Here is a 19303-nt window from a genome sequence, read left to right on the forward strand (position 1 = left end):
CGACCGCCGCCGGGTCCGACGACGGTCGCGCGCCGGGTGGTCAGGCCAGGTTGGACGAGCGCGGGTACGCGTCGGCCGGGTCGGTGAGCACGTTGACCAGGTACGGCACCCCGGCGTCGAACGCCCGCCCCAGCGCCGGGCCGAGGTCGGCGGCCTTCGCCACCGTCTCCCCGGCCCCGCCGAGCGCCTCGACCACCCTGTCGTAGCGCAGCTCGGGCTGCAGGTCGGCGGCGACGTCGTAGCCGTACATGGCCCGCATCGGGTGCTTCTCCAGCCCCCAGATGCCGTTGTTGCCGACCACGATCACCACCGGCAGCCGCTGCCGGACCAGCGACTCGACGTCCATCAGCGAGAAACCGGCCGCGCCGTCGCCCATCAGCACGCAGACCTGCCGGTCGGGGTGGCTGACCCGGGCCCCCATCGCGTAGCCCATCCCGGTGCCCAGGCAGCCGTACGGGCCGGGGTCGAGCCAGGTGCCGGGCTGCGACGGCTCCAGGTAGCGCCCGGCGTACGAGACGAAGTCGCCGCCGTCGCCGATGGTGATCGCGTCCGGGGCGAGGGCCCGGCGCAGCTCGCCGTAGACCCGGGCCGGGCGGATCGGGTCGGTGTCGGCGGCCATCTCGGCGGCGTCACGGGCCCGTGCCGCGTCCTCGGCGGTGCGCAGCCGGGCGATCCAGTCGGCGTGGTCGGCCCGGTCGCCGGTGTGGTCGGCGAAGGCGGACAGGATCAGCCGCAGGTCACCGGCGGGGCTGGCGGCGGGCTGGACGTGCCCGGCCCGCTGGGTGGGGGCGTCGACGACGTGCACCACCGCCGCGTCGCCGAAGTCGCCGAAACTGAGCCGGAAGTCCAGCGGGGTGCCGACGACGACCACCACGTCCGCGTCGCCGAGGGCGACCCGGCGGGCCTTGGCGAAGGCGAGCGGGTGCTGCGGCGGGAGCGCGCCGCGGCCCATGCCGTTGGTGAAGACCGGCACCTGCAACGCCTCGGCGGCCTCGCGGAGCGCGGCGACGGCGTCCCCGGCGTACACGTCGGAACCGGCGATGATCACCGGACGGTCGGCGGCGGCGATCAACCGGGCCGCCTTCGTCACCTCGTCCGGGTCGGGTTCGACCGGGGCGACGGCGGTCGGGGCGGCCAGTTCGGTGTCGCCGACGGAGAAGATCGCCTCCAGCGGGAAGTCGAGGAAGACCGGGCCCCGGTGCGGGGTGAGCGCGGTGGTCAACGCGGCGGAGACCGCGCGGGGGATGTCGTCGGCGGTGAACACCGTCTCGGCGTGCTTGGTGACGGGGGCGACCAGCGGCAGGTGGTCCATCTCCTGGAGGCTGCCGGAACCCCAGCGGAACTGCGGGGCCCGGCCGCCCAGCACCAGCACCGGTGAGGCGTTGAAGAAGGCGCTGGTCAGGCCCGAGATGCCGTTGGTGACGCCGGGGCCGGCGGTGAGTACGGCGAGGCCGGGGCGGCGCTGAAGCTTGGCCACCGCCTCGGCGGCGAAGACGGCGGACTGCTCGTGCCGGACGTCGTAGATCGGGAAGCCGGTGGTGTGCGCGGCGTCGTAGAGCGGGAAGACGTGCCCGCCGGAGAGGGTGAACATCTCCCGTACGCCGTGCGCCCGCAGTGCCGCCAACGCCAGCGCTCCGCCGTGGCCCTCGACCCGTTCCGTCATCGCCGCTCCCTCGTCCGCTGACCGGAGTCACACGCTACTGGCCGGTAGGCGGGATGTGAACACCTCCCGGCACGGCGTCGGCGGCACCGCCACCATCGCGCCGGGAGTCCGCCCCGGACCAGCAGGAGCGCGGCCCGGGGCGGGACGGGTCAGCGGCCGGTGAAGTCCGGCTTGCGCTTCTCGACGAACGCGGCCATCCCCTCGCGCCGGTCGTCGGTGGCGAAGAGCGCGGCGAAGAGCTGGCTCTCCCACGCCAGCCCGGAGGTCAGGTCCATGTCCAGGCCGGCGTCGACCGCCAGCTTCGCCGCCCGCAACGCCTGCACCGGCCCGGTCAGGTACGGCCGCACCAGCGCGACGGCGGTGTCGTAGACCTCGGCGGCCGGGGCGACCCGGTCCGCCAGCCCGATCCGCAGCGCCTCCGCCGCGTCCACCATCCGGCCCGACATGATCAGATCCTTGGCGCGGGCCGGGCCGACCAGCCGGGCCAGCCGCTGGGTGCCGCCCGCACCGGGGATGACGCCGAGTTTGATCTCCGGCTGGCCGAGCTTGGCGTCCTCGGCCACCACCCGCCAGTCACAGGCCAGCGCCAGCTCACAGCCGCCACCGAGGGCGTAGCCGGTGATCGCGGCGACCACCGGCTTGGGGATCCGGGCGAGCGCGCCGACGGCGCTGGACAGGTCGGCGGCCCGCTCCGCCATGTCCACGTAGGACATGTCGGCCATCTCCTTGATGTCGGCGCCGGCGGCGAAGACCTTCTCCCCGCCGTACACGATGACGGCGCGGACGCCCGGGTCGGCGGAGGCGGCCGTCGCGGCGGCCCGCAACTCCTCCTGGACCTGCTTGTTGAGCGCGTTCATCGGCGGCCGCTCCAGCCGGATGGTGCCGATGCCGTCCCTGGTCTCCAACCGCACGAACTCGCTCACGCCACCCCTACTTCCTCGTCGAAGTCGTGCCAACCTTACGACCCGGATCGTTGGGGTACGTAGTCTGGTGTTCGCCACCCGCGCCCGGGAGTCCCGCCATGATCACGTATTACGACGACCGGTCGGTGCAGGTCACCTCCACCGCCATCCGGGTCGACGGTCGCGCCTTTCCGCTGGCCGAGATCGGCCTGGTCTGGCACCGCCGGGGCGACCGCTCCTGGCGGGTGCTCGCCGGACGGGGGGCGATCGGCGCCGCCCTGGCCGGCCCGCTGGTGGCTGCGGTGATCGGCATCGCGGTGGCGGTCTGGCTACACCGCTCCCCCACCGTCACGCTCGCCATCGTCGGCGCGTCGGTGCTGGTCGGGCTGGCCGTCGGGCCGGTCGCCGACTTCCTCTTCGACCGCCTGGACCGCTCCTACGACCAGGGCAGCCGGCAGCGTGAGCTGTGGGTCCGCTGGCATGGGCGGCCGGTGCTGCTGCTGCGCACCGGCGACGCGCTGCGCTTCGGCCGGATCTACCGGGCGGTGCAGCGGGCGATGGAGAACACCGCGCCACCACCCCGGGCCGGCCACGACCCCGGGCCGCCGGTGCGCACGGAGCGCCACGGCGGGTCGACGGCCGGCCCCGGGCGGCAGCACGCGACCGGCTCGACCGGCGAGGGCCCCGGGCCCCGCCGCAGTTCGTAGCCGTCCGCACCACCCGTCGTCCCGGGTACGGACCACCAGGTCACCGGGCCCGCGAAGCACCGGCCGACCGGCAGCCGGCCCTCAGGAAGGCCCGATCGACCGAACACGGCCCGGCACCGGCCGGCTGCGAACGGTTAGGGTTAGTGATGACCCTCTATTACCGGGACGACACGGTGCAGGTGACCTCCGAGTCGATCACGGCCGGCGGGCAGATCGTCCGGATCGCCGACGTGGCGTACGTCTGGCACGCCCGGGGGGCCACCACGATGGCCGTCCGGTCCCGCATCCTCGGACGCGGCGTACTGGTGCTGCTGCTCTCGCTGCCCCCCTTGGTCGCCCTGGTCTGCGTGGTCTCACTGCTCTGGTCGGCACAGGACCGCGGCGAATGGAAGCCGGCCCTGCTCGTGCTGGCCGCCTGCGCCGTCGGGGTGCTCGCCCTGCTGCCCTTCCTGGAGCTGCCGCTGGGCTGGCTGGACCGCTCCTACGAACGCGGCAACCGGGTCAACGAGCTGTGGGTGCAGCACCTCGGTCAGGAAGTGATGCTGCTGCGCACCCCCGACGCGCTACGGTTCGGACAGATCTACCGCGCCGTCCAACGCGCGGTCGAACAGCAGGGGGAACACCGATGAGCACCCGTCGCGGCGAGGCCGTCGCCCTGGCCGGTCTGCTCGCCCTGGCCGGCGTCACCCACTTCGCGAAGCCCCGCCCGTACGACCGGATCGTGCCCCGGGCACTGCCCGGACCCGCCCGCCGCTGGACGTACGCCAGTGGGGTGGTCGAGCTGCTGGTGGCGGCGGCGCTGGCGCACCCGGCCACCCGACGCCGGGGCGGTCTGGCCGCAGCGGCGCTGTTCACGGCGGTGTTCCCGGCCAACGTGCAGATGGCGGTGGACTGGCGACGGCAACCCCCGCTGCGCCGGGCGGTCGCCTACGGGCGGGTGCCCCTACAGGCGCCGCTGATCTGGTGGGCGCTGCGGGTGGCCCGCGCCCGGCCGTGACCCCCCGCTGCGCCGGCTGCGGGTCAACTCAGGGGCAACGCGGTGGCGACCGGCCAGGCCAACAGGACCGCGCCCACCACCGCCGGTGACCACCGGGGAGCACCGGCCCGCCGCAGCACCGCCGCCCAGGCGGCCTGCCAGCCGAGGAGCACCGCGAGCAGCGGCACCACCAGCAGTACGAACCCGGGGGCCAGCCCCACCACGGCCGCCCCGGTCAGCGCCGGCACGACCAGCGCGCCGACCGCCGCGTACCGCCAGCTCCGGCCGTCCGTCACCAGCTCGGCACCGGCCAGGAAGACCAGACAGGCGACCGCCACCACGGGCAGCAGCCACCACCGGGGGCCCACCGGCACGGCCCAGGTGAGGCCCAGGTGGATCGGCACGGCGACGGCGATCGCGGCGTACCCGGTCAGCAGCAGAACGGCGACCACGGACCGCACCGGCGTGCGGCCCCCGGGTGGCGCGGCGGCCGGGACGGGCCCGCCGGCAGGAGCCGGGGCGGCGGGGACCGACGTGGCCGCGCCGACCTGGGTTGCAGCCGGAGCCGGGACGGTGGCCGGGGTTGCAGCCCGAGCCGGGACGGTGGTCGGGGTTGCAGCCGGAGCGGTGGCCGCATCCGGGGCGGGGGGCCACGTGTGCAGCGGCCACCAGCGTGCGGCGGCCAGTAGGACGCCGGTGACCAGCAGGAAACCGGTGAGGTAACCACCCATCGCAAGGGGGAGCCGGTCGGTGGGCGTCACCGCACCCGACAGCACGCCCACGCCGATGGCGCACGCCGCCACCGCCACCACGACCGGGGCGACCGTGACCGGTCGGCCGAGCCGGCGGCGGGCGGCCGGCGGCACCCGCCGCGGGCCCAGCAGCAGCGCCGCCAACGGGGCGAAGCCCAGCACGAACCCGAGCAACAGCAGCCCAGCCGGGACCAGCCGGGCGACCGGCCGCGGTGCCGTGGTGCCGCCACCGCCGACCCAGGCGGCGACCTCCGCGTGGGTACGGCCGGCGAAGAGCACCGAGACGTGTTCCGTCCCCGGCACCACCACCAGTCGTCGGCCGGCACCCCGGCGGGCGGTCGCCTCGGCGGTGGCGCGGAAGTCGGGGAATTCGAGACCGCCGACGATCAGCAGCAGCCCCTCCGGCCGGCCGTCGGGCAGCTCGCTGCCGTCGGGCAGTGAGATCGCCACGGTCCGGGCGATGTCGGGGTGACCGGCGGCGTACCGGGTCACCGCGCCCGCGCCCATCGAGTCGCCGAGCAGCACTATCCGCGCCGGGTCGACGCCGGGCCGGCCGCGCAGGTGGGCGACGGCGACGGCCAGGTCGTGTTCGAGGACGGCACGGGAGTCGACGTCGTCGCGCCCCGCCCCGACCAGCGGTGCCGGATTACCGCCGTGCCCGGCGAAGTCGACCAGCAACGCGACCACCCCCTGCCGGGCGAGCGTGTCGGCGAACGGACGCATCAGCCGGGCCGAACCGGCGAAACCGTGGGCGATCACCACCCCCGGCCGACGTCCCTGCGCCGGCCCGGCCTCCGTCCCGCCCGGTGTTTCGGCCCGCACCTCGGTCAACGGCACCCCGTCGACGGTCACCTGCCGGGTGGTCAGCCCGGCGTCCGCCCGGGACAGCCCGTAGCCGCCGGCGAACACGGCGAGCACGGCGAGGATCGCGAGGCCCGCCAGACCACGACCGGCCGGCGTCACGCCGCGGGGGCGGACCGACATGCCGGCACCCTACCGCCCGGCGCGACGGCCGCTTTCCGGCCGGCCCACACCCGCGCCCCGGCCCTGACCGCACCCCTGGCCCCGCCCCCGTTCCCGTCCCACCGTGGTCCCGCCGTCTCGGCCCCTGGTCCGGATCTGGCCCCGCCGCTGGTCCGGACCTGGCCCTGGCTGGGATCCCACCCCCGGTCCAGACCTGGCCCCACCCCTGGTCCGGACCTGGCCCTGGCTGGGATCCCACCCCCGGTCCAGACCTGGCCCCACCCCTGGTCCGGACCTGGCCCTGGCTGGGATCCCACCCCCGGTCCGGACGTGGCCCCACCCCTGGTCCGGATCTGGTCCCGCCCTTGGTCCGGATCTGCTCCCGTCCCCGGGCCGGCCCGGGCCCGACCGTGCCGACGGGCAGCACTGGCCGAGCCGACGCACACTGGGTGACATGGCCCTCTCCCTGCCCCGACCGACCGCCGTCGTCGGCCTCACCCGTGCCGCCCTCGACCAGGCGGTCGGGTCGGCCGCCTCGTTCGCCGCCGTGCCGGCCCGTGCCTTCGCCGTGCTCGACGGGGTGGAGGCGCTCCTGACCCGGATCAACGGGGTGGTGGACCGGATCGAGGAGACCCTGGACCGGACCGACCGGGTGCTCACCGACGCCGAGACGGCGGTGCGTGAGGTGGCGGTGATCAGCACGGCGGCCACCACGGCCATCGTGCAGGCCACCGAGGTCGCCGGGGCGGCGGCCGTGGTGGTCGCCGAGGCCGAACGGGTCTCCGGGGCGGCGGCCGTGGTGGTCGCCGAGGCCGAACGGGTCTCCGGGGCGGCAGCCGGCCTGGTGGCCGAGGCCGGACAGGTGTCCCGGGCCGCCGGCACCGTGGTCGCCGAGGCCGGGGCGGTGGCGGGTCGGGCCGCCGGCACGGTGGCCACCGCGGAGGGCGCCGCCGCCGTCGCGTCGGAGCTGCTGACCGCATACGAGCCGGCCTTGCGTCGGGGTGCGCCGATGGCGAACCGGTTCGTCGCCGAGCTAAGCCACGAGGAGGTGGTCGCGGCGATCCGGCTGGTCGACGAGCTGCCCAAGCTCAAGGAGCACCTGACCTCGGACGTGCTGCCGATCCTGGCCACCCTTGACCGGGTCGGCCCGGACCTGCACGACCTGCTCGACGTGACCCGCGACCTGAAGCTCGCCGTCGCCGGCATCCCCGGCCTCGGCATGTTGCGCCGCCGGGGCGAACGGCTCAGCGACGACCCGGCCGGCTGAGCCACCGGTCAGCAGGATGACGCCGGGCCGGGCCGCCCGGTCGGTCCGGCGGCCGGGGCGATCGCCACGTCGGCGACAGGGCGGGCCGGGACGCGACGGGAGGCGACCGTCGGGGCGATCGCGGCGTCCGCGACAGGGCGGGCCGGGACGCGACCGTCGGGGCGGGTGGTGGACCGGGCTCGCGGGCCGGCGGTCGGTACGCCGACGTTCCCGTGCCGGCCGATCCCGCCCCGCTCGTCACGGGGCGTACAGGGCGTCGATCTCGGCACGGCGGGGCAGGGCCACGGACGCGCCGAGCCGGCGGACGCAGGCCGCACCGGCCGCCGCCGCCCAGCGCACCGCGTCGACCACCTCGCGACCCTCACCCCAGGCCACGGCCAGGGCGGCGGTGAACGCGTCTCCGGCAGCGGTCGTGTCGACCACGTCCACGGCGACGGGTGGCACGTGCACGGCCCGGCCGTCCCGCTCGACGTACCAGGCGCCCTCGCCGCCGAGGGTGAGCACCGCCCTCGGCACCAGGGCCAGCAGCGCCGCCGGCTCCTCGCGCCCCCGGCCGGTGAGCAGCTGCGCCTCGGTCTCGTTGACCACCAGCAGGTCCACCGCGGCGAGCAGCTCGGCGGGCACCTGCCGGGCCGGCGCGGCGTTGAGGATCACCCGGGTACCGGCGGCACGGGCGGCCACCGCCGCCTCGGTCACCGTCTCGACCGGGATCTCCAACTGGGCGACCAGCACGTCCGCCCCGCGTACGACGTCCAGCTCGGCGTCGGTGAGCGCGGTGAAGGCGGCGTTCGCGCCGGGGGTGACCAGGATGGCGTTCTCCCCGGCGGCGTTGACCATGACCAGCGCCACCCCGGACGCCCCGTACACCACCCGCAGATGGCTGGTGTCCACCTGCGCGGCGGTGATCCGGGCCCGCAGGGTGACCCCGAACGAGTCGGAGCCGAGCGCGCCGAGGAAGGTGCAGGCGGCCCCGGCCCGGACGGCGCCGACGGCCTGGTTGGCGCCCTTACCACCGGGCACCATCACGAAGTCGTCGCCGAGCACGGTCTCGCCGGGCCGGGGCAGCCTCGGACCGGCCCCGACCACGTCCATGTTCGCGCTGCCCACCACGACGATCCGGCTCTGCCGCACCCCACCTCCCACCGACACCACACCCTCCCCACCGCCCCGCCGGACACGACCACGACGAGTCTAAATCCCCACCCCCGCCCACCCATCCCGTCGATCATGGACTTACGGTGGCCGCAAAAGGGACATGGGAGGGCGTTTCTCCCACCACAACTCCATGATCGACGTTGGGGTGGGGGGTGGGGGGTTAGGCGGCGCGGGCGGTCCAGCGGGGGCCGTGGCGTTCGACCAGCAGGGGCAGACCGAAGGTCTTGCTGAGGTTGTCGCCGGTCAGCGTGTCGGCGAGCAGTCCCTGGGCGACCACCGCGCCGTCACGCAGCAGCAACGCGTGGGTGAAGCCGGGCGGGATCTCCTCGACGTGGTGGGTGACCAGCACCATCGCCGGGGCGTCCGGGTCGTACGCCAGCTCGGCGAGCCGGCCGACCAGGTCCTCGCGCCCACCCAGGTCGAGCCCGGCGGTCGGCTCGTCGAGCAGCAGCAGCTCCGGATCGGTCATCAGGGCGCGGGCGATCTGCACCCGCTTGCGCTCACCCTCGGAGAGGGTGCCGTACGTCCGGTCCGCCAGGTGCCCGACGCCGAGCTGCCCGAGCAGGGCACGGGCGCGGGCCTCGTCGGCCGGGTCGTAGTTCTCCCGCCAGCGGCCGACCACCGACCAGGCGGCGGTGACCACGACGTCGCTGACCCGTTCCTCGGTGGGAATCCGCTCGGCCACCGCGGCGGTGGTCAACCCGATCCGGGTCCGCAGCTCGGTGAGGTCGGTCCGACCGATCCGCTCGCCGAGCACGTGCGCCACACCCGCGCTCGGGTGCAGCCGACCGCAGGCGAGGTTGAGCAGGGTGGTCTTGCCGGCGCCGTTGGGGCCGAGCACCACCCAGCGTTCGTCCAGCTCGACCTGCCAGTCGACGTCGTGCAGCAGGGCGGTGCCGGATCGCCGGACGGCGACGCCGTCCAGGCTGACCACCACATCCGCGTCCACGGGTGAGGGGGCGGCTGCGGCGGGGAACGGGTCAGCAGTCACCGCTCCATCCAACCACGCAGCCTGAGGCCGCCCCCCACGGGCGGTGGCCCGGCCATAGGGTGGGGCACCGTGTCGTTGGTCACCACACCCGGAGGACGGCCCATGCCCGTGAGCGACGAGGAGCGGTGCGGATGAGCGCGGTCATCGAGATAGCCGGTCTGCGCAAGACGTTCCGTACCCTGCGCCGGGGCAGCCGGGTGGCGGTGGACGGTTTCGACATGGTCGTCGAGGCGGGCCAGGTGCACGGCTTCCTCGGCCCCAACGGCTCCGGCAAGACCACCACGCTGCGCGCCCTGCTGGGGCTGGTCAACGCCGACGCCGGTGAGCTGCGGGTTCTGGGCGCGTCGGCCCCGGAGCAACTGGGTCGGGTCGCCGGCCGGGTCGGCGCGATCGTGGAGAGCCCGCAGTTCTTCGGCAACTTCACCGGGCACCGTACGTTGCGGTTGCTGGCGGTCGCCGGGGGTGTGCCGACGTCGCGGGTGGACGAGGTGCTCGACCAGGTGGGTCTGCGGGACCGGGGCGAGGACCGGGTGAAGGGCTATTCGCTGGGCATGAAGCAGCGTCTCGCCGTCGCGTCGGCGTTGCTGAAGAACCCGGAGCTGCTGATCCTGGACGAGCCGGCGAACGGGCTGGACCCGGCCGGTATGCGGGAGATGCGCGAGCTGATGCGCACCCTCGCCGAGGCCGGGGTGACCGTGCTGGTGTCGAGCCACCTGCTGGCCGAGATCCAGCTGATCTGCGACCACGTCACGATCATCGCGCGGGGTCGTCGGGTGGCCGCCGGCCGGGTGGACGACGTGCTGGCCGGGCACGACCCGCACGAGTGGCGGGTCCGGGTGGCCGAGTCGGAGCGGGGCGCGGAGCTGCTGCGGACAGTCGGCCTGACGGTCACCGTCCACCCCGACGACGTGCTGGTGGTCGCGGGCGCACCGGAGTCGGAACTGATCAGCAGCACCCTCGGCGGCCAGGGCCTGTGGGTCCGCGAACTGACCCCGATCCGGCCGGACCTGGAGAGCGTCTTCCTCGAACTCACCGCCGGGGCGGCCCCACCCCGGCAGTCGGACGGTGCCGATCCGGACGACGCCCCGCCCGACGACACCGGTGCCGCCGCTGAGCCGCTGATCGAACTTGACCGGACCGAAGGTCGGAGGGTGGACGCGTGAACCTGGTCCGTGCCGAGGTGGAGCGGTTGGCCGCCCGACGCTTCGTCCAACTGATGGTCCTGCTGCTCGCGGTGGCCTTCACGGTGACCACCGCGACCACCCTGCTCGGCTCGCACCGGCCGACGACGCAGGAGATGTACGCCGCGCAGACGCAGGCCGCGCAGGCGGTGGCCGCGATGGAGGCGGACCACACCCGTTGCCTGCGGATCAGGGCGGGCGAGATCCCGATCATGGAGGACGCCGGGTACGTGCCGGCCGACTGCGGGGAGCTGGACCCGGCGCGGATGGAGCGGCTGCCGCTGGCCACCGACTACCTCACCTCGGTCTTCGTCTTCTCCCAGGAGGCGCGGGGGCTGCTCTACTTCCTGATCGCGTTCCTGGTGCTGTTCGGCTTCCTGGTGGGCGCGTCGTACATCGGGGCCGACCTGAACTCCGGCGGGGTGGTCAACCTGCTGCTGTGGCGGCCGGGTCGGCTCACCGTGCTCGGTACGAAGCTGGGCACCCTGGTCGGGGTGGTGGCCGCGCTGTCGGTGCTGGCGTCGGCGCTCTACCTGGGCACCTTCTGGACGATCGGGCAGACGGCCGGTGTGTCGGGCCCGCTGGGCGGGGAGTTCTGGGGGCAGCTCGGCGCCATCTACGGGCGGGGTCTGGTGCTGGTGCTGCTGACGACGGTGCTCGGCTTCGGGATCGCCACGTTGGGCCGGCACACCTCGGCGGCGCTCGGCGCGGTCGCCGCGTACGCCGTGGTCTGGGAGCTGGGCGCCCGGCTGGTGCTGCAGATCCTCGACGTGGCCCGGGCGGACCTGCTGATGCTCTCCAACTACCTGGGCGCGTGGTTGTCCGGTCGGTTGGAGTTCTGGGACGACCGGGGTTGTCCGCCGGGCAGCGGCGTCTGCGACGGCGGCACCTACGTGATCACCTGGGGGCCGGCGCTGCTGGTGCTGTTGGCGCTGACCGGGGCGGTCACCGGGTCCGCGTTCGCCGCCTTCCGCCGCCGCGACCTGCTCTAGCTGTACTGACCACAGACCCCGGGGTGCCGGGACCACGCCTCGCCGTCGGCGGCGCTCCCACCCCCGTCACACCGGCATCGGGGGAACTCCTGAGACGACTGCTGCCGCGCTTGCCCTGATCCCGTTCAGCCCCATCCTGCCGACCGAACTGACCGCCCCCGATCCTGGCAGGATATTGCCAGGATCGGTGAAAATGGTGAAGTATTCCTTCATGGCGGATGGGCGGGGTGAACGACTAACCGACGGTCGACCCGAACACCTCGTCCCGGACGGCGTCCAGCGCGGTGCGCAGCGCCCCCCGCAGGATCGGCTCCTCGGTCAGCCCGGTCGGCACCACCCGGGGCCGGACCAGGGTGATCGCGGCCACCTCGTGCTGCACCCGCTCGGCCAGCGCCGCGCCACCGGCCTGCCCGACCTCACCGGCCAACACCACCAGCGGCGGGTCCAGCACCACGCAGGTGCTGGCCACGCCGAGGGCGAGCCGGCGGGCGAGTTCGTCGAGAAGCGGGCCACCGGCGGTGCCGGCGGCGATGGCGGTGCGCACCGCGTCGGCCGCGTCGGGCGCGTCGACGCCGTGCTCACGGGCCACCGCCCGGACCGCGTCCGCCCCGGCGAGCTGCTGGAACGCCGGCTTGGCCCGGCGCGAGACGTCCCGGGGGATCGGCACCCCCGGCACCGGCAGGTAACCGATCTCGCCGGCCGCACCGCTGCTGCCGTGGTGCAGCCGGCCACCCAGCATGATCGCCAGGCCGACGCCGGCACCCACCCAGACCAGCACGAAATCCGTCATCCCCTGCGCCGCCCCGGACTGCGCCTCCGCCACGGCGGCCAGGTTGACGTCGTTCTCGAAGACGACCGGGGTGTGCAGGTCCTCCCGCAGCGCGGCGAGCAGCCCCCGGTGCCAGCGGGGCAGGTTGAAGGCGAAGGTGATGTCGCCGCTGGTCGGGTCGACCAGGCCCGGGGTGCCGAGCACCACCCGCCGCACGCTGTCCAGGTGCGCGCCGGCCCGACTGGCCGCCTGCACCACCGCGGTGTGCACCACGCCGACCGGGTCGTCGGTGTCCCGGGTGGACTGTTCGACCTGACTGACCACCGCACCGGTGATGTCCGCGCAGGCGGCCACCACCCGTTCCGCCCCCACGTCCACCCCGACCACGTACGCGCTGCCCGGTCGGACGGCGTAGAGCTGCGCGTTCGGCCCCCGCCCACCGGCCTGCTCGCCGACCCGGGCGACCAGCCCCCGCTCCTCCAGCCGCTCGACCAGCTGCGAGGCGGTGACCTTGGACAGGCCGGTCAGCTCACCGAGGCGGGCCCGGGTGAGCGGGCCGCGTTCGAGCAGGAGTTCCAGCGCCGCACGGTCGTTGAGCGCCCGCAACAGTCGGGGGGTGCCGGGCAGCCGGGTCGCACTCATGCCACGTCCTCTGTTTTTCGTAAACTCTGCTAACGAATCGCGCTGGTCAGGGATGTCCGTAGCGTATCGGCCGACCCACGCCGGGAAACTCGGACGACCCGGCCGGCCGCGCCGACACTCGTGCCATCCGGCGGCACAGGGCCGCGACCCGGGACATCCGGGCAGCCGTACGGGACACACCGGCGGAAAGGAGACTCAGGTGGGGGATCCGGGGCTGCGCCGGCTGGCGCTGGGCACACTGCTGGCCGCCTACCCGGGGCCGGTGCCACCGGACTGGGCGGTCGACCTGGTCGCCGAGGGACTGGCCGGACACACCCTCTTCGGCACCAACGTGCACGACCCGGCCCAGCTGGCGGCGAGCACCGCCGCGCTGCGTACCGCCCGGCCCGACGTGCTGGTCGCCATCGACGAGGAGGGTGGCGACGTGACGCGGCTCGCCCACGCCACCGGCAGCCCATACCCGGGCAACGCGGCGCTCGGCGTGGTCGACGACACCGCACTCACCCGGCGGATCTATGCGGCCATCGGCGGCGAACTCGCCGCCGTCGGCGTCACCGTCGACCTGGCCCCCACGGTGGACGTGAACACCGCCGACGAGAACCCGGTGATCGGCACCCGTTCGTTCGGGGCCGACCCGGGGCGGGTCGCCGCCCACACGGCAGCCGCCGTGGCGGGTCTCCAGTCGGTCGGGGTGGCGGCCTGCGCCAAGCACTTCCCCGGCCACGGCGCGACCGTCGCCGATTCGCACCACGAGTTGCCCACTGTGGACGCCGACACGGCGCTGCTGCGGGCCCGGGACCTGCCGCCCTTCGCCGCGGCGGTCGACGCGGGCGTACAGGCGGTCATGACGGCGCACATCCGGGTGCCGGCGCTGACCGGGGACGGGCCGGCCACCTTCAGCCGGGCTGTCCTGGTCGACCTGCTGCGCGGCGAACTCGGCTTCACCGGCACGGTCATCACCGACGCGTTGGAGATGAAGGGCGCGGCCGTCGCCGCCGGTGGGGTCGGCCCCGCCGCCGTACGGGCGCTGGCCGCCGGAGCGGACCTGCTCTGCGTGGGCGCGCGGGTGGACGCCGCGCTGGTCGAGCGGGTCGTGGCCGAGATCGTCGGAGCGATCGGCGACGGCCGGCTGGACCGGGCCCGGGTGGAACAGGCCGCCGGCCGGGTCGCCGCGCTCGCCGCCTGGACCCGGGCCGCCTGCCCACCCCGCCCCCTCCCGGCCGGCGCTGACCGCACGCCGGGGTCCGGCCCGCCCGGCATCGGTTACCGGGCTGCCCGCCGGGCCGTCCGGGTGGAGGGCGAGCTGCCCCGGGGGGAACGGCCGCTCGTGGTGCAGGTGTACGCCGCCGCCACCATCGCCGAGGGGCGGGTGCCCTGGGGACTGGGCCCTCACCTGTCCCGGGTCGAGCAGGTCCGGGTGGTTGCCGCCAAGGCGGACCCCGCAGCGTTGCGGCGTCTCGCCGCCGGGCGGCCGATCGTACTGGTCGGCCGGCACCTGCACCGGCTGCCCGGCGGGCCGGCCCTCGTCGGGTCGCTGGCCGCGACACACGCGCTGACGGTGCTCGAGATGGGCTGGCCGGGGCGGTGGCGACCGAGCGGGGTGCGGGCCTTCGTCACCACCTACGGCGCGAGTCATGCCAACGGTCGCGCGGCGGCGGAGGTGCTCGGCCTGACCGACTGAGTCAGGACCTGCCTGCCGGGCCCGGCCCGACCGACGACGCCGGGTCACGCGCCCGCAGTCCGCGCCGCGGCACTTCACGGACCGGCGCTCACCCGCCGGTCCCCCACCGGCAGCCGGCCGACGACACCCGGGGGCCCGGCAGGGACAGTTGCCGTGGGCGCCCGGGGAGGTCGGTCAGCGACGCCAGGGGGCCGGGTCGGCGATGCCCGGGGGCCGGTCGCCGTGGTCGTCGGGGAGGCCGAGCAGCCGCCCGACCGCGGTGATCCGTAGCACCCGGGACACCACCGGTTGCGGGTCGACCAGCCGCAGGGTGGCTCCCCGGCCGACCGCCTCGGCCGCCCCGCGCAGCAGTGCGGCCACCGCCGTGGAGTCGAGGAAGGTGACGCCGGCGAGGTCGACGACGATCTCCAACAGGCCGGCCCGGCCGAGCGCCTCGTCGAGAGCGTGTTCCAGCCCGGGAACGGTGGCGATGTCCAGGTCACCCACCGGTGCCAGCACCACCCGGCCGGACTCCTCGCCCGGCGTCGGCAGCTGCATACCCGCCCATTTCCGCTTCGCCGGCCACCGCTGACCGCGCGCCGACCCTCGCCGCGACGGCCGACCATACCGGTGGCCCCTGACATCGTTTGGGCGGGCAGCCGCCGGAGCATCTCCGGCCGCCTGCACAGCACGGTGCGTCATCGGAGCGCGCCGGGGTGCCGGCCACCTGTCTGGGCAGCTCAAGTCCACTACCGGACAATGTCAACGCGCCGGGCGCCCCTTGCCCGGCACGCCGACAAGCACATAGCGTAACCAGCGCCGTAGGTCGGCCGGCGGTGCCGGTCACGGCGGGGCCTGGGGCGGTTTGCGGACCGTGGATCCGGCCCGGGATCCACGGTCCGCGCGCCATCCGACCGACGTGGCCGGCGAGCGACCGGGTGCCCATCTCGGGCTGGACGCCACCCGTACCGCCCCCGGACGCCGGTCAGGGCGGGTAGACGCCGCACGACGACCAGCCCCGGTCGGGGAAACCGGCCGCCTCGGCGACCCGGGCGGAACCGAGGTTCGCGGGGTCGTGGCGGTAGGTCGGCACCGCACCCTCGTCGAGCACCCGCCGGGCGGCCTGCGCGACGAGTCTGCGGGCCAGCCCCCGGCCGCGCGCCGCCGGGACCGTGCCGACCGCCAGTTCATGCCCGTACGCGTCGTGGCGTTTGATCCCGACACCGGCCAGGTAGCCGCCGTCGTCGTCGCGGACCACGAGCACGTCGGAGTCGAACAGGTGCAGCCAGGGCGGCAGGGCCGGATCGGTGGGAGCGGTCCACCCGCCGACGTCGGGCAGTGCCGGCGGGGTGAGACACCACCGGAACACGTCGTCGTGGACCACCCAGCCGGGCTGCCCGACCATGGCCGGCAGGGCCTCGTGCAGCGCGGAGCGTGACCTCGCGGCGAGCGCCCGGACGGCTTCGACCCGTCGCGGCGGCACGGAGAGCACCGTGCTGCCGGCGACCCGGACGGCGATCGCCGGGCGGAGACGGCCGTCCCAGGCCGGGCGGGTGCGCCGCCAGGAGCCGACCACGTGCAGACCGGGGCCGGCCGGCCACTGCCCGAGCCAGGTCGCCAGGTGCAGGTACAACCGCCGCTCCAGCACCGCCCGCCCCTCTCACCCGGTGGCCATCCCATGATCCACGGTACGCCGCACCGCCACCGGCGGCGGTCCGGTTACCGATGGCGGTGCGCGGGTAGCAGAGGAATGGACCGTGACCTGCCTCACCGGAACCCGGTCCATCGACGATGCGTCATATCTATTTCCATACATGTACACCTTTCTTTGGGACGGTAATGGTCATGCCCATGCAGCCGAATGACCGATACCAGCAGCACGGCGTGTGTTTCTGGGGTACGGCGGAGGCCACCGGCCTCTTCCCCGCCCAACCGCGGTACCGGGAGATCCGGTGCGGTCGCGGCGTCGAGGGACGACTCTCCTGGAGCGAACTCGACACCCTCCCCGCCGGCTCCTCCGCCCGACGCGGTCTCACCGCCCACTGAGATGCGGACCGGCGCCCCTACCGGGGTGTCCGGCCGGGGCGTTCGCACACCTGTCGGGTAGCGTCTTGTGGTCGATTCCGGCCAGCGACAGGAGAAGCTCAGCGCATGGGCAAGAAGACGATCCACGTCTCCGACTTCAGCGGCACCGTGCTGCGTCCCGACGACGAGGTGGTCCGGGTCGTCGTGCTGGAGCACCCCGACCTGGTGGCCGGGCCCGTGCAGTTGGACGCCACCGTGACCGAGGTGGAGGGCATCGACGACGCCGCGCTCGACGTGGCGGTGGTCGAGATCCACGACCTGCACGCGGGCGGGGAGCCGCGCCGGGTGGTGCTGACCGCGAGCGAGTTCGACGCGATGGCGACGGACACGCCGATGGCGCAGCTGTTGCGGACGGCGGAGCGGGTCCGTCCGCCGAAGGCCCGCAAGAGCACCGAGAAGATCGACTACGGCACCCTCGACCACGCCGGGAGGCCGCACCGGGGCCGGGTCACCGAGGAGGAGGCCCGGCTGGTGCGCGAGCAGCTCGACGAGGTCAACAAGCGCCTCGCCGACGCCGGGGTCCGGCAGATCGACCCGGCCGACCCGGAGCACGCCCTGCGTTACGGCTTCCCGGCCACCGACTGACTCACCGGTGGCCGGGCATCCCGGTCCCGCGCCCGGCCATCGGTGGGACCGCCCGGTCCCGCCGGGCCGGTGTGCGTCGTCCCGGCCGCCGACGGGGGTGCGCTACCGCCCGGAGAGCGCGGCGGCCACCCGTGCCTCGACCCCGTTCTTGGTCAGGCCCAGGCCGGACAGCACGCCCGCACCGTCCTCCAGCTCCAACAGGGCCAGCAGGACGTGCTCGGTGCCGATGTAGTTGTGCCCGAGCCGCAACGCCTCCCGGAAGGTGAGTTCGAGGGCTTTCTTGCCCTGCCCGTCGTACGGGATCAGGTCGGGGACCTGGTCGGTCGGGGCGGACAGTGTCGCCGCGACCGCCTCCCGGACGGCCGCCGGGCTCAACCCCTCGGCGACCATGGCTTTGGCGGCGAGGCCGTCCGGTTCGGCGAGCAGGCCGAGCACCAGGTGTTCCGGTCGGATCTCGGCGTTGCCGGCGCCCCGGGCCTCCTCCTGCGAGGCGATCACCACGTTGCGGGCGCGTGGGGTGAACCGGCTGAAACCCGCGTTGGGGTCCAGGGCCGCCGCCGCGTCGGCCTTCGTGGCGGAACGCTTCTGGGCAGCCTGCTTGCTCACCCCCATGCTGTTGCCGATCTCGGTCCAGGAGGCACCGGAGCGGCGGGCCTGGTCGACGAAGTGGCCGATCAGGTGGTCGGCGAGGTCGCCGAGGTGGTCGGCGACGAGCACCGCGTCGCTGAGCTGGTCGAGGGCTGCGGGACGGGCCTTCTTGATGGCCTGGATCAGCTCGTCGAGGCGGACAGGGCGCGGGAGTTGAGTGGGTTCCGTCATGCGTCAACCATAGGTTGACGCCCCCTCATCGTCAACCATGGGTTGACGATGAACTTCGCGGTGAGTAAATCCCGACACTCACGGTGATCCGGTGGTCTCGTACCGCAACATCAGTGGGGCCACTAATCGATATCGGTCTCTGTAGACCGGAGGAGGTTCCGTCCCCTCATGCTCGGAACGATGAAACGCCTCGCCGCCCTCACCACCACAGCGCTGCTCCTTACCACCGCCCTCGGCGCGACCGCCGCGTCGGCCGCCCCCGACGCCGCCCGGTCCGCCCCCGACCGCGCCGCCAAGACCACCCTCGTCGCCTCCTGGTACTCGGGCACCCTCGCCGCGGGCGCCACCCAGAACTGGCAGTGGAACAACAACCCGGCCGGCGCCGTCTACCAGGTCGGGCTCTCCCCCACCGGGGCCAGCACCACCCAGCCGTGCCAGTTCCAGGTGACCCGGAGCTGGTACACCCAGCTCTACAGTGGTGAGCGCCGGTTCAACTGGACCATCCGCAACACCGGCGCGATCGCCTGCGGCACCCAGGTCATGCTCAGCTCGCTGAACTCCGGGGCCAGCTGGGCTCTCGGCGGCATCTCCCCCGGCGGCTCGGTCACCTCGGTCTGGAACAACAACCCGGCCAACATGGCGTTCCTGCCCGGGGTGGCGCCCAGCGGCGCCACCAGCGCGACCCCCTGCCAGTTGGAGGTGACCAGCTCCTGGTACGCCCGGCAGACCAACGGTGAGCGCAAGTTCTACTTCACCGTCAAGAACGTCGGCTCCATCACCTGCGCCGGCACCGCGCTGCTGGGCAACACGTCGACCTCGACCACCTGGTCCACCGGCACGCTCGCTCCGTCGGCCAGCAGCGGATCGGTGTGGTACAACGCCAACCCGACGACGCTGGTCTACCTGCCCGGCCTCAACCCCGCCGTGTCCACCAGCACCTGCCAGTTCGGCGTCACCAGCAGCTACTACCAGCAGGTGGTGAACTCCGACGGCACCGTCCAGCGGCAGTACCTCGCCTACTACACCAACAACGGCGCGGTCAGCTGCTCCGCAACTTTCCTCCTCGCCTCGATCGCCTGATCCACCGGTGCGGCGGCCCACCCGACGCACGGTGCTGGTGGCGTTGGGATTCCCGTGGCTGGTCGGCGGGGTGACCACGCCGGGCCCGGGTGACCTGCCGGTGGTGGCGGCACT

The 19303-nt window shown here is 74.4% G+C and carries 19 protein-coding genes; 10 read left to right on the plus strand and 9 right to left on the minus strand.

Annotated elements, in window-relative coordinates; all coding sequences use genetic code 11:
• Nucleotides 1-40: 40 nt before the first annotated feature.
• Both AB0K25_RS30975 and AB0K25_RS30980 read right to left on the minus strand, forming a co-directional pair.
• Nucleotides 41-1663, minus strand: a complete 1623-nt coding sequence (locus tag AB0K25_RS30975; protein ID WP_219467990.1) for an acetolactate synthase — start codon at nucleotides 1661-1663, stop codon at nucleotides 41-43.
• A 149-nt stretch (nucleotides 1664-1812) separates the two neighbouring features.
• Nucleotides 1813-2586: an enoyl-CoA hydratase-related protein gene (locus AB0K25_RS30980; RefSeq protein WP_219467988.1), complete on the minus strand. Its 774-nt coding sequence runs from the start codon at nucleotides 2584-2586 to the stop codon at nucleotides 1813-1815.
• 98 nt (nucleotides 2587-2684) lie between these two features.
• Between AB0K25_RS30980 and AB0K25_RS30985 the strand changes: the two genes are divergently transcribed.
• The 3 genes from AB0K25_RS30985 to AB0K25_RS30995 all read left to right on the plus strand — a co-directional run bounded on the left by AB0K25_RS30985 (nucleotide 2685) and on the right by AB0K25_RS30995 (nucleotide 4269).
• Entirely contained in the window at nucleotides 2685-3272 is a 588-nt protein-coding gene (locus tag AB0K25_RS30985; RefSeq protein WP_219467985.1) for a DUF6232 family protein, read from the plus strand.
• Between the two features lie 146 nt (nucleotides 3273-3418).
• Nucleotides 3419-3901 (plus strand): DUF6232 family protein, encoded by a 483-nt coding sequence (locus tag AB0K25_RS30990; RefSeq protein WP_208567328.1) that lies wholly within the window; start codon nucleotides 3419-3421, stop codon nucleotides 3899-3901.
• Nucleotides 3898-4269 (plus strand): hypothetical protein, encoded by a 372-nt coding sequence (locus AB0K25_RS30995; RefSeq protein WP_208567329.1) that lies wholly within the window; start codon nucleotides 3898-3900, stop codon nucleotides 4267-4269. The genes AB0K25_RS30990 and AB0K25_RS30995 overlap by 4 nt, the downstream gene beginning before the upstream one ends.
• Nucleotides 4270-4292: 23 nt before the next feature.
• Here AB0K25_RS30995 and AB0K25_RS31000 read toward each other — a convergent pair whose 3' ends face one another.
• Entirely contained in the window at nucleotides 4293-5984 is a 1692-nt protein-coding gene (locus tag AB0K25_RS31000; protein WP_357534694.1) for an alpha/beta fold hydrolase, read from the minus strand.
• Nucleotides 5985-6417: 433 nt separating this feature from the next.
• Between AB0K25_RS31000 and AB0K25_RS31005 the strand changes: the two genes are divergently transcribed.
• The gene (locus AB0K25_RS31005; protein WP_219467980.1) at nucleotides 6418-7230 is read left to right on the plus strand and encodes a hypothetical protein; all 813 of its coding nucleotides are present in this window, start codon (nucleotides 6418-6420) and stop codon (nucleotides 7228-7230) included.
• Between the two features lie 237 nt (nucleotides 7231-7467).
• Here AB0K25_RS31005 and AB0K25_RS31010 read toward each other — a convergent pair whose 3' ends face one another.
• Both AB0K25_RS31010 and AB0K25_RS31015 read right to left on the minus strand, forming a co-directional pair.
• Nucleotides 7468-8361: a ribokinase gene (locus AB0K25_RS31010; RefSeq protein WP_219470737.1), complete on the minus strand. Its 894-nt coding sequence runs from the start codon at nucleotides 8359-8361 to the stop codon at nucleotides 7468-7470.
• 184 nt (nucleotides 8362-8545) lie between these two features.
• Nucleotides 8546-9376, minus strand: coding sequence for an ABC transporter ATP-binding protein (locus tag AB0K25_RS31015; RefSeq protein ID WP_308291041.1), 831 nt, complete (start codon nucleotides 9374-9376; stop codon nucleotides 8546-8548).
• 131 nt (nucleotides 9377-9507) lie between these two features.
• Here AB0K25_RS31015 and AB0K25_RS31020 point away from each other — a divergent pair, with 131 nt between their 5' ends.
• Both AB0K25_RS31020 and AB0K25_RS31025 read left to right on the plus strand, forming a co-directional pair.
• Nucleotides 9508-10539: an ATP-binding cassette domain-containing protein gene (locus tag AB0K25_RS31020; protein WP_219467976.1), complete on the plus strand. Its 1032-nt coding sequence runs from the start codon at nucleotides 9508-9510 to the stop codon at nucleotides 10537-10539.
• Nucleotides 10536-11549, plus strand: a complete 1014-nt coding sequence (locus tag AB0K25_RS31025) for an ABC transporter permease (RefSeq protein WP_357534697.1) — start codon at nucleotides 10536-10538, stop codon at nucleotides 11547-11549. The genes AB0K25_RS31020 and AB0K25_RS31025 overlap by 4 nt, the downstream gene beginning before the upstream one ends.
• 235 nt (nucleotides 11550-11784) lie before the next feature.
• On the opposite strand, the gene AB0K25_RS31030 is transcribed toward AB0K25_RS31025, so the two are convergent.
• Entirely contained in the window at nucleotides 11785-12960 is a 1176-nt protein-coding gene (locus AB0K25_RS31030) for an ROK family transcriptional regulator (RefSeq protein WP_357534699.1), read from the minus strand.
• 199 nt (nucleotides 12961-13159) lie between these two features.
• Here AB0K25_RS31030 and AB0K25_RS31035 point away from each other — a divergent pair, with 199 nt between their 5' ends.
• Entirely contained in the window at nucleotides 13160-14641 is a 1482-nt protein-coding gene (locus tag AB0K25_RS31035; RefSeq protein WP_363823932.1) for a glycoside hydrolase family 3 N-terminal domain-containing protein, read from the plus strand.
• A 174-nt stretch (nucleotides 14642-14815) separates the two neighbouring features.
• Here the strand turns inward: AB0K25_RS31035 and AB0K25_RS31040 are convergent, their stop codons facing one another.
• Together AB0K25_RS31040 and AB0K25_RS31045 are read right to left on the minus strand one after the other, a co-directional pair.
• Nucleotides 14816-15178: an STAS domain-containing protein gene (locus tag AB0K25_RS31040; RefSeq protein WP_219467964.1), complete on the minus strand. Its 363-nt coding sequence runs from the start codon at nucleotides 15176-15178 to the stop codon at nucleotides 14816-14818.
• A gap of 427 nt (nucleotides 15179-15605) precedes the next feature.
• Nucleotides 15606-16268, minus strand: coding sequence for a GNAT family N-acetyltransferase (locus AB0K25_RS31045; protein ID WP_208567338.1), 663 nt, complete (start codon nucleotides 16266-16268; stop codon nucleotides 15606-15608).
• A gap of 203 nt (nucleotides 16269-16471) precedes the next feature.
• Between AB0K25_RS31045 and AB0K25_RS31050 the strand changes: the two genes are divergently transcribed.
• Complete coding sequence (locus AB0K25_RS31050) at nucleotides 16472-16666, plus strand: DNA repair protein (RefSeq protein ID WP_244252307.1); 195 nt, start codon at nucleotides 16472-16474, stop codon at nucleotides 16664-16666.
• 105 nt (nucleotides 16667-16771) lie between these two features.
• Nucleotides 16772-17290, plus strand: coding sequence for a hypothetical protein (locus AB0K25_RS31055; protein WP_208567340.1), 519 nt, complete (start codon nucleotides 16772-16774; stop codon nucleotides 17288-17290).
• Nucleotides 17291-17392: 102 nt separating this feature from the next.
• Here the strand turns inward: AB0K25_RS31055 and AB0K25_RS31060 are convergent, their stop codons facing one another.
• Nucleotides 17393-18109 (minus strand): Clp protease N-terminal domain-containing protein, encoded by a 717-nt coding sequence (locus AB0K25_RS31060; protein ID WP_363823934.1) that lies wholly within the window; start codon nucleotides 18107-18109, stop codon nucleotides 17393-17395.
• Between the two features lie 180 nt (nucleotides 18110-18289).
• On the opposite strand from AB0K25_RS31060, the gene AB0K25_RS31065 reads away from it, so the two are divergent.
• Nucleotides 18290-19189: a hypothetical protein gene (locus AB0K25_RS31065; protein WP_363823935.1), complete on the plus strand. Its 900-nt coding sequence runs from the start codon at nucleotides 18290-18292 to the stop codon at nucleotides 19187-19189.
• The last annotated feature ends 114 nt before the right edge of the window (nucleotides 19190-19303 follow it).

Origin of the sequence: Micromonospora sp. NPDC049257, assembly GCF_040678915.1 — a bacterium.
Taxonomy (GTDB): domain Bacteria; phylum Actinomycetota; class Actinomycetes; order Mycobacteriales; family Micromonosporaceae; genus Micromonospora; species Micromonospora antibiotica.